Below are 15058 nucleotides of genomic sequence, written 5' to 3'. Positions count from 1 at the left end.
AGTATCAGCTCCCTGCCCTATCTGCTGGATGGTTTACGCCATCACTGATCGGAATGTTATCAATATCAAACGGATTCACCCCTTCTAGGCAGCCTATATTGTAACCGTACTGCTGAGGGTTTGAGCGGCGTTGGTGGTGGGTGTAAATACCGCAGTTCGAGCAAAAATAATGCTTGGCTGTATTGGTATTGAATTGATACAGTTTCAAGACACCCTTACCTTGAAGGATCTTAATACCCGACAACAGCACTGAGCCGACGATAACTCCCTTCCTGCGGCAAATCGAGCAATCACATCGTCTAGGGTCTTCGATACCATTGGGTAACGTTAGTTCCAGTACAACAGCTCCACAGTGGCATGACGCTTTGTGTTTCAGCTGTATATCGGTGTCACCTACTTTCTTGAGCATATTCTTTCCCTTCCTTGGATACACTTAGCCGAGACAAAAAAACATCATACACAGGTATGATGAATTCAGTTACAACCGCGAAAGCTCATTGACTCGTAAGAGTACATGGCTTCTAACTCTACAAGGTGTTAACAAAGATCCCGCATAATAATTTCATACTCTTCCTTGGCATCATCGATTAACTGGGTAAGATCCCTTGCATCGCTACAAGAGAGATCAATATGCCATAGGGTGTGTGTGGGTTTACAGTGCTCTACACAGTCTAAGCCCGTTATTTTACCATGCGTTGAAAAGCATAAATCGTCGAATTCAGCCTCTAGTTTTTTGTGTTCCTCCTCAATTTCTACTGATAAAACGCCTGTAGGATTAACAGCGAGATGCGCATGGTGATGTGTTTTCCCAGCAAGAGTATATGAGCGATGTTTAGCGTACATTTATCCTGTCCCTGATCTCTATTAGCAAATCCAGTTAAAGTATAGATTGCTGTGCATCATTTTGAGCCCTCATTTTTAACTGTTTTGTTCGATCAAATACAAGTGGTTCCCAAAGGCATCGCTGGCCAATATCACTGTCCACGGGTTACAAATAATATTCTTTAATTTCAATCAATAATGAATATTAATCAGTAGGGGAGCGGTGAAAAAACCTTCCGTAGCAGAGCGTTAACCTACTGGCATCCAAAAGCGGCAAGGTTCACCTTTTGGGGCCATAATTATAGTTCATTCGAAGCCGATAAAGGCTTCAATTGTTGATTGGAGCCTCGGCCCAATTAGGAGCTTCACTGATGAGGAAATTATCGATTATCTCAACCCTTGCTTTGGTCACTGTTGCAGCATCTCCGGTTTACGCAGCTAGCACCGAGTGGTTTGTAGGTGCAGGTGTCGGTTATCAGGAAGACAACATCAAAGGAGAGTTTGAAAAGAATGGTGAAGACGGTACTTACCAGTTACGTGGTGGTGCCATTGTTAATGACCATCACCGTCTAATGGGTACTTATAGTTACATGGATAAGTCTTCGCAAGACTTGTTCCTAGCATCGTATGACTACCTTCACCCTGTAGCAAAACGCGTTGATATATATGCAGGTATCTCTGCAGGTTGGGCAGACAGCGAAATCCAAGGTAGTAGTTCAACTGACTTTGCCTGGGGCGGCCAGGTAGGTGCGATATATGAGATCAACAAAAAATGGTCGACAGATCTAACCTATCGTTACATCGATCAAAATTATGATAAAAACAACACCAAAATCGATTACTCACAGCAAATTATATTGTCATTGGATTATAAGTTCTAATCACATTGATTCATGATGTCACTGTTTGAAAGAGGATGCTTTATCCTCTTTCTTTTGGTTGGTAGTAACCTATACCGAAGCCGCATTGCATTTATGTCGCCATCATGAGTACCATTCAAATATTCGCCACCACAACTCTCAATAACTTTTCTCGATGCTAGGTTTGTTTCTGCACAGGTAATGATTACACCAGTGTTTAGTTGATTGGTCTGAATCCAAGTAAGTAAATACCTGGCAATCCCACGCCCCCATTCTGACGGCCTGGTTTCATAACCTACATGTCCAATAACATGCTCTATATAGTCATTTGTAGTATGGCGTAGCCGTATAGCACCCAGGATACGCCCTTCACTAATACAAAAAAATGTTGTCGAAGGCACCCATCCTGGTGGCAAATTCCGGCCATGGGAGTAATCGATAATTTTTTGAAGGTAGACATATGGTGCATTCACTGCATCGGCATAATGGCTAATTCCTGCTCGATAGCATTCACAAACGTATTCACTGTATTGCTCAATAATATCTAACGAGGCTGGTACTACTTTCATCACATATCCTTGTGTCTTGAGTAACTGTCTAATCACTGCCAGGTACCAAGAGACCTGGTATTTCGAGCCAATGAGTTTATTTGTTTTTGTACACCAACATCCAGAACATCAGACTAATTCTCTATTTTCATATGACGCCAGTCAAATTATTGGGTTTCGTAGGTACCGTGACTTGAAGTTTATCCCAATGAGTGGAATTCTAAACCTCATGAAGGTGGCTAGATCAAGTAATATTTCCTAGCTCAGCTGATAGGTGAGTACACGCTATTCCGACTTTTGATAAAAAATTTCTGATTGATTCCCACTACGGTGTGGTGATCCACCGGAACTTCAAACCCCTATATGCCGATGATAACTACGCTCGGTTCTTTGGACGTGAGTCCGGAGAAGAGATGCTTTCCCTCAACAGCCTACTGGACCTGATTGCCCCTAACGAACGTAGCAATGTAATCAGGGCCTATGATGCCATCATGGCCGGGAGGGAAAAGCCGGGGATTCAGACCTATAGAAATATCGATAATGAAGGTAACGAGTTTATTGTATTAACTGTCGACCACGTAATTAACTGGCTAGATGAGCCAGCCATGCAAACTACAGTGATGGATCTCACTAACCAGGTCGATACCCTAAAGAAACTTCAGGCCAGCGAAGAGCGATACCGAGAACTGGTTGACGGCTCGATACAGGGAATTTTGGTCCACCACAACTTCAAGCCGTTATTCTGCAACAAAGCCTACGCACAAATTCTGGGGTATGAAAATGAACACGCCTTAACGGCCATTGATTCCGTTCTGCCGCTTTACGATCCCGCCTTTCACCAAAAAGCACTGCAGAATAACCAAGTGCTTGTCAGTGGCCAGAAAACATCAGTCAAGTCCGAAGCTAAGTTCATCCGAGCCGACGGTACCGTCGTTTGGCTGGGGTTACTAGCCCGCCCAATTCGTTGGAACGGTAAACAAGTGGTGCAAGTAACAACAATGGATATCACCCAGCAGCACCAGCTTCGCGAGCAGCTTGAGCACCGAGCCAACTATGATGTCCTTACCAACCTCTTCAATCGGCGGGCACTCACTGAGTTACTTGAGCGGCAAATCACTAACCACCAAACTCACGCTTTGCCATTATGCTGTGTATTGATTGATATCGATAACTTCAAATCCATTAACGATCAATACGGCCACCATACCGGCGATGAGGTGTTGAAGCTATTCGCTGAAACCTGCCGGAACAGCATCCGCCACAGCGACTTTGTAGGTCGCTGGGGCGGGGAGGAATTTGTCCTGCTGCTTCCAGGTACCCACATTGAACAAGCGAAGCATATCGCACACCGCCTCGGCAAGGACATTGCCAAACTCAAAGTACCTACCGGCAGCAACCAGATCAGTTTTACCATCAGTATGGGAATCGCTGCAATAGCAGGAAATGATGACACGATCGATCACCTACTAACCCGAGCCGATGAAGCGCTCTACCTGGCAAAACAGCGCGGAAAAAACCAAGCCATTGTAGCAGGTGAATAATACCAAAATGGCTCATGCCACCTCACCACACGACTAGCCCTTAAGCTGTTTTTTCAACAGTGCTATCAAGCTGATAACATTCGGCATCCTGGCGAAGCTTGCGGTACTTGCCCACTAACTCATTTTTTCCCAACACTTCATCACCGAAAAAGAATGCATCACCTGCTTGCAGCTGTTCAAAATGCTTTTCAATTAGCTGCAGCACTAAGTCTGCTTTTTTAAGCGTATATGGCGAGCAAGATTGGCCATGCAAATCATCTAATAAATCCAATACATTTGAACGGTAGCTTTCAATCAAATACAGTGTCTGTAGGGCTTCCTCATCAGCAAGCGCCTGCTCCCAGCATTTATTGATGGTCTGCTGACGGGCGATCACCGCCTCACCGGCACCAAGTTCAACCAACCTTTGTAACTTGTACTGATAGGCAGCTAAAGCACACTGCTTCTCATCGCGGTATAGTTCAAACAAGGCATCTTCTGTTAAGCCAAGCGGGTTTTTCAGCAAATAATCAAACAGGAAACGGGTTTCAAATCGCTCAACGCCATGGAAGAGAGGAGTCGCCAGGCCGTTGCTATTAAAATCCGACAGGGGATCAAACGAGTACATGTACCCAAAATCAAATAGCTTTATCTCCCCCTGGCTATTGAGCAAAATATTACCCGGACAAAAATCCCATTCAAACAAACCATTGAGTTCCAGGTTAACGATGGCGGTAAAAATCTGCTGAAATACATCGCGATCCAAGTTTGCCAAAGGCTCCCCTTCAACCCATGGAGAAAGCATAATGCCGTCTGTGTAGGAGGCATACTGAGTATCAACAATATGGCTGAAGCTCTCAGGGTACTTCTGCTTCAGAACACTGAGATCCCGCCGACGTTGAACTTCATTCAGAAACGACGTTTGACCGTCAACATTGTTAACCAAACTTACGGCCCTTTTCTGCTTTAAAGTCCAATGTTGATCACCAATTCTCAGGTGGTAAACCACCGCCGTCAGGCCAGAATTGAATGTTTCCACCACATAGTCTGATTCTGCTGTTGTGGCTTTAAGTTGTTCAACAGTGATAGGGACGCCCTGCAAGGTTCCTATTTCAATGTTCTGCCCACTTTCGACAAAGGCTAACTGTGCTTGCTGGCGTTCCTGTTCCATTCTCTTACTTCCCTTAAATTACTAGGTAACAACAAATAGTGAATATATAGAGAGTGATGCCTTACAAACCGTGATGGAAATATTACTTTTTGACTCTGACGTTTCTTTATTCTATCCGCCAAATTGTCGAGTTACTTTACATATAGAACTTTATTTGACGCTAAGTGATTGATTTATTTATATGGCACTATCTTTGCTTAGTTGATTAGGAAATTTATATTTTTATTAAGTTCCCAAAAAATGATTAAAAATCCAAACGGGTTTCGACTTGAACAGGGGTTAACTATGAGTTTGCAGAAAATAAAAAGTGTCGCAGCTATCGGCTTACTTGCCTGCGGGTTAAGTTCATTCAATGCCAATGCTTTCATTCTTCAAGGTGGTTCATGGGGAGACGGAAGCCCAGGAACAACAGTCACATGGAGCTTAATGCCTACAGGCACCTCTTGTGCCGCTGAGTTTGTAGGCTGTACTATTACCAGTATTACTGATTTTATGCCCACAGGTGCTGTTACTGAAATTGTGAACGCTTTTGCGGCCTGGAGCGCAGTTGCCGATATAACCTTTAACCAGGTTGCTGATGATGGTGCCGCTTTTAATGCAGCGACAACATCCGGAGATATCCGCATTGGAGGACATGCCTTTGATGGAGCCGGGGGGACCTTGGCCCATGGTTTTTTCCCGCCGCCAAATGGTGCTACCGCCGCAGGTGATATCCATTTTGATACCGCTGATACGTGGAAAATCGGGTTTGGCGGTGCTGGCTTCGACATTTTTCAGGTAATGGCACATGAAATAGGCCATGCGATAGGTTTAGATCATACCGGCGCAAGTGGCTCCTTATTGGAACCATTTTACTCAGAAGCTTTTAGTGGCCCGCAGGCGGATGATATCGCAGGTGCCCAAGCCATATATGGGGCACCACAAGATGTATTTGAACCTGATACTACATTATTAATGATGCTAAGTTTTGCTATGCTTGCTATATCGTTGAAACGCAGACAGCATGATTGATGCATTGGAGTGAACACAGATGCGAATTGGCCTAATAATACTATTACTCTTCAGTGGGCAAGTTATGGCTTATTGGGCACCTAAATCCAACTCACAATTAATTTGTGAGTCGGAGTATATTGTTTACGGAGACTTTAGCTCTGCGCCAAGAGATATTAATCTCATACATGATGGTATTTACCTGTCATTCATTAACATTCAAGCTGTGCTGCTGTCTCCAGACCATGCTAAAAGCAATGAAAGCTCCCGATGGCTTGCCTTCCAAGTGCCTAATCCAAATGCACCGATAAGCAGCGATATGCTGTTCTTCAAAGAGGGGCAAAAAGGGCTCTGGTTTTTAAAAGGTGCTGTAAATACATCAGATTATTTTATTGTTAATCATCCGGCACAATTTAAGGCAATGGAGCTAGAGAGCCCTGAATATAACAAATGGATGAAACGCTTAGCTGCTAACTCATGCCGCAAACCATCATAATAATTAGTATTCTGATGGTTTGCGTTCATAAACCTATCGCGACAATAGCCGTCACATTCTATAGGGTTACCCAGGCCGGTATCAACAAATGTAGCCTAGCTGTCTTGAAGTATGCATGTACGGTTCCTGCCTTGATGTTTAGCACGGTACAGGGCAACATCCGCCCGTGAAATCAAGGTTTCCAGCGAATCCCCAGGCTGACGTAAAGCTACCCCAAAGCTCGCTGTCACTACTCTTCCTTTTTCAAGACCATCCCACTGCAGGCTTTCTATTTGCTGGCGAAGCCTTTCTGCAAAAGCAAGCGCACCTTCTAGCCCGAGTTGAGAGAAAATCACGAACTCCTCACCACCGAGTCGGATTGGAATATCGGCATTGCGGCAATTATTCAAAATTGTTGATGCTACACCTTGTAGTACAACATCCCCCTGGCTGTGCCCGTAGGTATCATTAATACTCTTAAAATGATCAATATCCACCATAACAGCAACCATATTGGAGCCAGTGTCCCTATCTTGTTGATCAAACAATTTCTGAACAACATCCTTCATATAGATTCGGGTGTACAAATTCGTTAACGGATCACGTATTGAACGCTGGTAGATTTTTTCTCGTTCTTTTTCCATATCACGATAGATCATTTCCCTTTCAATCGAGATCTGCAGCGGCAAGTGCATCTGTTCAACCACACGCTGAATTTTCTCTTGATCGCTGTTGTGATCTTCTAGACTTATCAAAATAACAGCCTGGGCACTCCCTTCATCTGGCAAAATAAGTGGAATAAGCAAGCTCTCACAAATAACCCCGTCAACTTCCAGCTGTGTGATCTCATACCGCTCGCTACGCGCCTCCTTGCCCGGCTCCTCTTTTGCTTCAAAGATCTGAGTAACCATAGCTGGCATTTTGGCGATAGTATGACCACGGTAATGATTTGTCTCGGCAAAATGGAGCATATCGCCATCCGTATCACGGACATAAAAGTCTAAGCTATTTATCGCTATTTCACCTTGAATTAGCTTAAACAATGCTGCCGCAATTTCTCTAAAATCACGATAGATCGTCATCGTTTTGGTGATGTTTTTGAGTGTTTCGTTAAACTTGGCCAGCTTGACGAAATCTGTCGTCCCCCGAAGTAGCAAATACAAACCACAGTCAAGAGACTTAAGTCCATCAATCATATAAGGGATCAACGACTTTGGAATGATTGACCCATGCTGGGGAGCAATCATCTCCATTGGATATTGTTCTATCTCGTTGAGTACATATTGCAAAATATCATTACTTGGAATGTAGTGCTGATGAAATGGCTTCATACACTCCAGATAGCTTTCATCCTTGGCAAACAGAGCAAACTCTTCAGTGAGGCCACCAAAAATATCGCTTGAAAACATAATTCCAGATTTGGGATCAAATGTGGTAAATGCCCCGGGGAAATGCGCATAAGGTGTAAAACAAAAACTCAACGTGCGATCGTCTAACGCGAGCTGCCAGTCATTGTCTTCGATCAGCCAAAACGGGATCCCGAAATCATAATGCTTGAGCAGCATCTTCGTTCGCCAGTGGGTCACAATCACTGCATCATCACGACAGAGAAGCTGGTCAATTAACTGAATTGCGCCCGTTATATCCGGATCCTGATGCTGGCAGACAAAATACTTGATTGAAGTGAACGGGACGACCTCGTTAATTTTTCTTAGCGTATTCGCAAAGGTGAGCTTTGAACCGGGGTCGATCAGTATTGATTGTTCACCCTGCTCAATAAGATAAACATGACACTGAAACGGGTCTCCCTCCTGGACATGCCCCACCCACCACACACGCGGTGCTAACTCAATTGCATGATTCGTATCGAAATTTTCTAATTTTTCTTCTAGACCCGTCATCTAGGTGGTCCTCAGTAGCAGTAATGTTCTCAATCCGGGCACATCATCAAGCATTCGAAGCTCGAATAGATTGATATAAATCATCATACCTTTTTATGCGCTTGCTAACAGTACAGTTAAACTCAAGATTGCTACTGGGAATGCCTGGATGTAGTCACTGTATGTATATCACTCACAACAACATCTATAAATACTCCACCCAACATGAGACAGCGTGCACAATATAAGTATCTAAAACCTTGAAACAGTTAGTAATATTTTCATCACTTAAGACCAATATCTCTATTAAACTTTCCATCTATTAAATGCCCTACCCCTTACGATCTTACATTCACGTACATTTATCGACTTCTGCCTTACAAGTGCTTACGCGGCACGTGTTTATTAACACCGCAATATCCCATTTAATATCACCATATTAATTTGAAAGACAAGTTCACCTATTTTCACTTTTTATCCACATCGTAGTCCCTACAATCCCTACGCTATCGGACTCACATTTTCTATGGACTGCACAACACAAACTGAGATGAATATGAAACCAGGAAAAACAGGGATAACCCATATAACTCACGCAACCGGTTCTGACTGACATGAACTAAGTGGGCGCGCAAAAGATATGGGATCAGCAGCAGTTTAGAAAACGTTAAAATTGGATTGATAATCTCGAACCCAGTATTCCTTATTGCCGCTTTTATTTTTATTTTTATTTTTATTTTTATTTTTAACCTTTTCAGCTGGCCATATTTTTCTCGACCTTTTTTTGCACTCCTCCTTATTTTGTCGAGTATGGTTAGCTACGCCATGTACAACTATGGCGTCATTTTTGACTACGGTATGATTGAAAACATTTTTGAAACTGAGGCTTATAACGCAGAAATGGATTTGTTTTATCAATGTCGTAACTAGCCTTCTCTTCCATGAAAAGGCGATTTTGCGACAACAAGGTCGTCTTTTTATTAGCGCTTCTGCACTCCGTGGAAAGCAAAGCGACTAAACTCGTTGCCGTCTTCAGTCACGGCTTTGTACTTCACTGATCTTGAGTGATTCAAGGAAAGCGGTACAAATACACGACCACTGTCATCTGTCTGGAACGTACTCCGGACTTGAGGCTGGTTTTCTATTGAAACTGTCGCGTTCGCTGACGGCTGACCGCCATCAGTAACAGTAACCCAGGCACCATTTTGCGTATCGGTAATACTGATATCGGCAAATGACATTGAAGAGAATGCAAGCATTACAGATGACAGTACAATATTTACTTTTTTCATTTTGATTTCTCCATCATTTAATTTTACCGCTGTTATTACCTTCAACTTGCTAGGCAAGTAGCACTTACTGTGCAGAAGAAGCAATCAACTTGTTACAAATAATAGCGCTCTGTAGGTAAACCAAAGTTGAACGAATATAAAGTTAAGTAAAGAATGATGCGGGTTATGTTTGTATATCTATAGAGTACCAATCGACACTACGATTTAGCCGATTGGCATTATAGAGTTCCACCCAACAAATTTGCCTACGTAGGATTAATTTAGGCCCAGTTTACTGAGTAGCTTTTTCCAAACTGGTGTTTGCTTCTGAGAGGCAACCATTCCCTGTTCAACTTTCTTTTCACCCAAGGAGAGGCTTTCCAGATCAGATTTAGCTTCCGCAATAGCTTTCTCAGCCATTTCAGGACCCATTGCCAACGCTTCGCTATAAACGACTTCGACATCGGTCATTCCAATAAACCCGAGTACCGTCTTCAGATATGGGATCATCACATCAGTCGGACCGTCTTTGTGCATACCGCCACGTGTTGTAACAACCACCACCTTCTTATCTTTGATCAAACCAACCGGGCCAGTTTCGGTATAGCTAAAAGTAACGCCGGCGCGGGCAACCAGATCAATCCAGTTTTTGAGCTGGGTCGGAATATGGAAGTTATACATAGGCGCTGCGATAACAAGAGTATCGTGCGCTTTCAATTCTTCGATAAGCAGATCAGACTGTGCAACCACCTCTTTTTGACGCTGCGACAAATCATCACCACCACGCAGGCCACCAGCAATTTCGCCGTCCAGAACAGGTAGAGGTTGCGCAGCCAAATCACGCACTGTAACCGTAGAAACGTTGCTGCCCCAAGAAGAAACTAGGTGGTCAATGAGGCCGTTAGATTGAGAGTAGTCACCAAGAATGCTTGATTTCAGAACGAGAACTTTAGACATATTGCTATCCTTACTAGGTTCAATGCTTTTCGCTGTTGAAGTAACTATAGGGATAGCGCCCAGATCAAGATAGCGTAAAAATTAGCTGTAGTTATTCGAATTTTTCGAAGAGCCAAATTGCAATCAATGAAGATAAAAAATACTTATATAACAATATGATAGATATTAGCTGTAAACTTAATCATATTTCAAGGGTTCTTAAATTCATAAAGTTAAACAATTCATTTAAATAAATTGCCTAAGGTATGGTTGTAATATGGGAGTGCGCAAAGAGCACAACGATAAGGTAACTATCCTAGTTGGCCATCAGTTTGAATTGATATGTAACTGGAACAAAAAAGCCCCAGCATTTCTGCTGGGGCTTTTCGAGATGTGGAGGCGCGTCCCGGAGTCGAACCGAGGTCCACGGATTTGCAATCCGCTGCATAGCCACTCTGCCAACGCGCCTTATATTTAGATGGTGCCCCGGGCCGGACTTGAACCGGCACAACGCGAACGTCGAGGGATTTTAAATCCCTTGTGTCTACCAATTCCACCACCAGGGCACGCAATGCTTGATTGCGGTGCTCGTAACTGATTTAAGTTAGACACCATCTTTAATACCGACACTTCAAAACTAGAAGTATCAATACCGCAAAATTCTTTTTCTCTGAACCATGTTGTCCTGAGAACGAGGCGTACTTTAACTGATTTAAATTGTGAGTCAACAGGAAGTTTTATCCTTTTCACTCAACTGCTTAAAAAGCGATCTCCAGTTATAGTTTCCATTCAAAACGGATAAAAATAGCGCATAACCAAATTTTAACTCTGCGGAGGCATCACGTTATTACTGGTGAATATGGTTCGATGTCAGTACAAGAAGCTAACGCTACATATAGCCTTGTAATTGGTAACGGGGAGAAGCCGTAACATCAAGCCTCTCCCCCTCACCTATCTAATGCTCAACAACCATCAACCGATTCAAATCCTAGTCAACGGCATAAGCTATCACCAGATTATTGACTATTGATCACTGCAACGTGTTCAACACTGCCTGAATCAACCCCGCACAAGCTGGCGCTAATCGGCATAATTGTCCAACCAGAGCCCAACGTCAGTTCAATGCTTTCGTCACTTTGGCAACTAGGATCTTGCAAGCGCTCAGACATCAAACTAGCCTGCAGATCTTTGCTGTATTGAGGTTCAACATCAGCACTCCCAAATGTATCGATACCATCAAATTGCCACCACTGCCGTTCATCATCCAGCGCCTGAATAAAGGCCAATTCACCTGCTATCAGTGCCGGGGGTTGGCATTCAACCCCGACCCAGCTACACGCAGTTAGCGACAGTGAAGATGCAATCAAAAAATAGTCAATGATATTCATTAGTTAGCCTCAATCATCTCATCAGGCACAACATCAGATTTTGCTGCTTGTCCACTTTTCAACGAAGCTCTTCCCAGGTACTTGCGTATCAGCACATAAAACACTGGGGTGAGTAGCAAGCCGAAAATAGTGACACCAATCATTCCGGAGAACACAGCAACCCCCATCGCCTGGCGCATTTCGGCACCCGCTCCTGTTGACACCACCATAGGCAGCACCCCCATGATGAAAGCAATCGACGTCATCAGAATAGGTCTTAGTCGCTGATGGCTGGCTTCAAGTATTGCCTCTCGTACGGATAGCCCTTCCTGCTCTTTTTCACGCGCAAACTCGACGATCAGGATGGCATTTTTCGTTGCCAATCCCACCAATACGATGAAGCCGATCTGAGTGAAGATATTATTGTCGCCGCCATAGATGATCACACCAGTAATCGCCGACAATAAGGTCATCGGTACAATCAAGATAATCGCCAACGGCAAGCTAAGGCTCTCGTATTGAGCTGCCAGCACCAAAAATACCAACAACACCACCAACGGGAAGATATACATTGCTGTATTGCCAGCTAGCTGCTGCTGATAGGTCAACTCTGTCCACTCATAGCTCATACCGTGTGGCAGTGTTTCAGCCAGAATTTTTTCAATTGCCGCTTGTGCCTGGCCCGTACTAAACCCTGGTGCCGGTGACGCATTCACCTCAGCGGTAGTGAAACCGTTGTAGTGCATCACGCGATCTGGACCTGCAGAATGGTTAACCGAGATAAAAGACCCCAAGGGGATCATATCGCCGTTAGCATTACGTACTTTCAACTGGGCAATCTGCTCTGGCTCTTGGCGGAAGCTGTCTTGTGATTGCACATTCACCTGATAGTTACGGCCAAACTTATTAAAGTCATTGACATACAGCGACCCTAAATTGATTTGCATGGTGGCAAAAATGTCATCCACGGAGACACCTTGCATCTTGGCCTTTTCACGATTGACGTCCACATCGATCTGAGGCGTATTCACCTGGAAGCTGGTGAAGGCGCCAGTCAGCTCCGGTGCCTGCCAGGCTTTCATGATCACTTGTTGGGTAACCGCATACAACTCCTCATAACCTAGGTTACCTTTATCTTGGATCTGCAAGCGGAAGCCACCAATATTACCCAAGCCATTTACTGGTGGTGGCGGGAAAATGGCGATAAAGGCATCTTGAATGCTTGAGAATTTGCCATTAAGCGCCCAAGCAATCGCGTTACCTGACAAGTGCTCTTCTTGGCGTTCCGCAAACGGTTTAAGGGTCACAAAAACCACCCCGGAACTAGGGCTGTTGGTAAACCCGTTAATGTTAAGCCCCGGGAAGGCAACGGATGATTCAACCCCCGGATGGTCTAGTGCAATACGGGACATCTCACGGATCACGGCTTCAGTGCGATCCAGTGATGCCGCATCAGGTAACTGGGCAAAAGCCACCAAATACTGTTTATCCTGAGAAGGCACATAACCAGTCGGCGTTTCAACAAACTGATTAGCCGTCAATACCAACAGCCCGGCATACATCACCATGACAATACCTGCACCACGGATCACCCGCTTAACGATACTGGTATAAGTATTACTCCCCCAATTAAATAAACGGTTGAAAGGCGTAAACAGCCAACGTCCAAATAACCAATCGATTACTTTGCTCAAGCCGTCCTTCGGTGCGTCTTTACTGCGCAGTAGCAATGCTGATAACGCTGGACTCAAAGTCAGCGAGTTCAATGCTGAAATCACCGTAGAAATGGTAATGGTTAAGGCAAACTGACGATAGAACTGACCGGTTAGGCCAGACATAAAGGCCGTCGGAATAAACACCGCTGCCAGCACCAAGGTGGTGGCGATGATCGGTCCCGTCACTTCCTTCATTGCACGCCGAGAGGCCGCAACTGGTGACAACCCATCATCGATATTCCGTTCAACGTTCTCCACCACCACAATTGCATCATCAACCACGATGCCAATGGCCAGCACTAAGCCAAACAGTGATAACGCGTTGAGCGAAAAACCCAAACCATGCATGATCGCGAAGGTACCAACCAAAGATACAGGTACTGCCGCTAGGGGGATGATTGCTGCGCGCCAGTTTTGCAGGAAGAGTACGACGACAACCACAACCAGCAACAAAGCTTCAAACAGCGTCTTCACCACAGCATCAATGGAACCACGAACAAATACTGTCGGATCATAGACAATCGAATAATCGACACCCTGCGGAAAAGTTTCTTTCAGCTCCGCCATTTTGGCACGCACGCCATCAGAAATTTCGATAGCATTTGAGCCTGGGCGCTGGAAAATAGGTATTGCTACCGCATGCTTGTTGTTAAGTAGCGAGCGTAATGAATAACTATTTGCACCGAGTTCAACACGTGCGACATCACTCAGGCGAACAATTTGCCCCTGTTCCCCGACTTTAATCACTATTTTGCGGAACTCTTCTTCCGTACTTAGTCGGCCTTTTAAGTTAATAAGCAGCTGAAAATTGTTCTCGGCAGTCGGTTGGGCACCTAAGCTACCGGCGGCCGCTTGTTGGTTCTGCTCACGGATCGCACTAACAACATCCATCGCTGTCATGTTACGAGCCGCCATTTTGGGCGGATCGAGCCAAATTCGCATCGAATATTCGCCCGCACCAAACAGACGAACACTACCCACCCCTTCGACACGCGCCAGCTCATCTTTCACATTGAGGTTGGCATAGTTAGACAGGTAGAGCATGTCATAGCTGTCATCAGGCGAGGTTAAGTGTACGACCATCGTCAAGTCCGGCGATGACTTTTCAGTCACCACCCCGAGGCGCTGCACTTCCTGCGGCAATCGCGGCAATGCACGGGCTACCCGATTTTGCACCAGTACCTGAGCGTCATCGATATCCGTCCCCAGCTCGAATGTAACTGTCAGGCTGAGACTACCATCAGAAGTCGCCTGCGATGACATATACAGCATGCCTTCTGTACCATTAATTGCCTGCTCCAGTGGCGTTGCCACGGTATCACCAATTACGGTTGGGTTGGCTCCCGGGTAACTCGCAGTAACCACAACTGTCGGCGGTACGACTTCAGGATATTCAGTAATGGGTAATTGAAATACGGCAATCGCCCCGGCGATCATGATCATCAACGAGATGACGCCAGCAAAAATCGGCCGTGATATAAAAAATTGAGAAAACTTCATCCT

At 44.8% G+C, this 15058-nt stretch carries 14 protein-coding genes and 2 tRNA genes; 5 read left to right on the top strand and 11 right to left on the bottom strand.

From position 1 onward, the window contains the following. Window positions 1-4: 4 nt before the first annotated feature. Together AC51G0_RS07280 and AC51G0_RS07275 are read right to left on the bottom strand one after the other, a co-directional pair. Complete coding sequence (locus tag AC51G0_RS07280) at window positions 5-409, bottom strand: GFA family protein (protein ID WP_496301387.1); 405 nt, start codon at window positions 407-409, stop codon at window positions 5-7. A gap of 128 nt (window positions 410-537) precedes the next feature. Next, entirely contained in the window at window positions 538-843 is a 306-nt protein-coding gene (locus AC51G0_RS07275; protein WP_496301386.1) for a hypothetical protein, read from the bottom strand. A 350-nt stretch (window positions 844-1193) separates the two neighbouring features. Here AC51G0_RS07275 and AC51G0_RS07270 point away from each other — a divergent pair, with 350 nt between their 5' ends. Beyond that, complete coding sequence (locus AC51G0_RS07270; protein ID WP_496301385.1) at window positions 1194-1703, top strand: porin family protein; 510 nt, start codon at window positions 1194-1196, stop codon at window positions 1701-1703. Here AC51G0_RS07270 and AC51G0_RS07265 read toward each other — a convergent pair. After that, window positions 1700-2251, bottom strand: coding sequence for a GNAT family N-acetyltransferase (locus tag AC51G0_RS07265; protein ID WP_496301384.1), 552 nt, complete (start codon window positions 2249-2251; stop codon window positions 1700-1702). The genes AC51G0_RS07270 and AC51G0_RS07265 overlap by 4 nt on opposite strands. Window positions 2252-2565: 314 nt before the next feature. Here AC51G0_RS07265 and AC51G0_RS07260 point away from each other — a divergent pair, with 314 nt between their 5' ends. After that, window positions 2566-3771 carry a sensor domain-containing diguanylate cyclase gene (locus AC51G0_RS07260; RefSeq protein ID WP_496301383.1) on the top strand — a complete coding sequence of 402 codons (1206 nt, stop codon included), beginning with the start codon at window positions 2566-2568 and terminating at the stop codon, window positions 3769-3771. A 40-nt stretch (window positions 3772-3811) separates the two neighbouring features. Here AC51G0_RS07260 and AC51G0_RS07255 read toward each other — a convergent pair whose 3' ends face one another. Continuing rightward, on the bottom strand, window positions 3812-4921 hold the full coding sequence (locus tag AC51G0_RS07255) for a protein kinase family protein (protein ID WP_496301382.1): 1110 nt from the start codon (window positions 4919-4921) through the stop codon (window positions 3812-3814). 240 nt (window positions 4922-5161) lie between these two features. Here AC51G0_RS07255 and AC51G0_RS07250 point away from each other — a divergent pair, with 240 nt between their 5' ends. Together AC51G0_RS07250 and AC51G0_RS07245 are read left to right on the top strand one after the other, a co-directional pair. Then, the gene (locus AC51G0_RS07250) at window positions 5162-5932 is read left to right on the top strand and encodes a matrixin family metalloprotease (protein WP_496301381.1); all 771 of its coding nucleotides are present in this window, start codon (window positions 5162-5164) and stop codon (window positions 5930-5932) included. 64 nt (window positions 5933-5996) lie between these two features. Next, window positions 5997-6407, top strand: a complete 411-nt coding sequence (locus AC51G0_RS07245) for a hypothetical protein (RefSeq protein ID WP_496301380.1) — start codon at window positions 5997-5999, stop codon at window positions 6405-6407. Between the two features lie 95 nt (window positions 6408-6502). Here the strand turns inward: AC51G0_RS07245 and AC51G0_RS07240 are convergent, their stop codons facing one another. Next, window positions 6503-8287, bottom strand: coding sequence for an oxygen-binding di-iron domain-containing protein (locus AC51G0_RS07240; RefSeq protein ID WP_496301379.1), 1785 nt, complete (start codon window positions 8285-8287; stop codon window positions 6503-6505). 657 nt (window positions 8288-8944) lie between these two features. Between AC51G0_RS07240 and AC51G0_RS07235 the strand changes: the two genes are divergently transcribed. Then, window positions 8945-9196, top strand: coding sequence for a phosphoethanolamine transferase domain-containing protein (locus AC51G0_RS07235; RefSeq protein WP_496301378.1), 252 nt, complete (start codon window positions 8945-8947; stop codon window positions 9194-9196). Window positions 9197-9246: 50 nt separating this feature from the next. Here the strand turns inward: AC51G0_RS07235 and AC51G0_RS07230 are convergent, their stop codons facing one another. From AC51G0_RS07230 to AC51G0_RS07205, 6 genes are all read right to left on the bottom strand, one after another. After that, on the bottom strand, window positions 9247-9558 hold the full coding sequence (locus AC51G0_RS07230) for a hypothetical protein (RefSeq protein WP_496301377.1): 312 nt from the start codon (window positions 9556-9558) through the stop codon (window positions 9247-9249). Between the two features lie 255 nt (window positions 9559-9813). Next, window positions 9814-10494: an FMN-dependent NADH-azoreductase gene (locus tag AC51G0_RS07225; protein ID WP_496301376.1), complete on the bottom strand. Its 681-nt coding sequence runs from the start codon at window positions 10492-10494 to the stop codon at window positions 9814-9816. 373 nt (window positions 10495-10867) lie between these two features. Then, window positions 10868-10941: transfer RNA gene (locus AC51G0_RS07220), tRNA-Cys, on the bottom strand. 11 nt (window positions 10942-10952) lie between these two features. Continuing rightward, window positions 10953-11039, bottom strand: a tRNA-Leu gene (locus AC51G0_RS07215). A gap of 450 nt (window positions 11040-11489) precedes the next feature. Continuing rightward, the gene (locus tag AC51G0_RS07210; RefSeq protein WP_496301375.1) at window positions 11490-11861 is read right to left on the bottom strand and encodes a hypothetical protein; all 372 of its coding nucleotides are present in this window, start codon (window positions 11859-11861) and stop codon (window positions 11490-11492) included. After that, window positions 11861-15055, bottom strand: a complete 3195-nt coding sequence (locus AC51G0_RS07205) for an efflux RND transporter permease subunit (RefSeq protein WP_496301374.1) — start codon at window positions 15053-15055, stop codon at window positions 11861-11863. The genes AC51G0_RS07210 and AC51G0_RS07205 overlap by 1 nt, the downstream gene beginning before the upstream one ends. Between the last annotated feature and the right edge of the window lie 3 nt (window positions 15056-15058).

Source organism: Photobacterium sp. HL06 (assembly GCF_059552575.1).
This window is presented reverse-complemented; position numbering and strand designations above follow the sequence as displayed.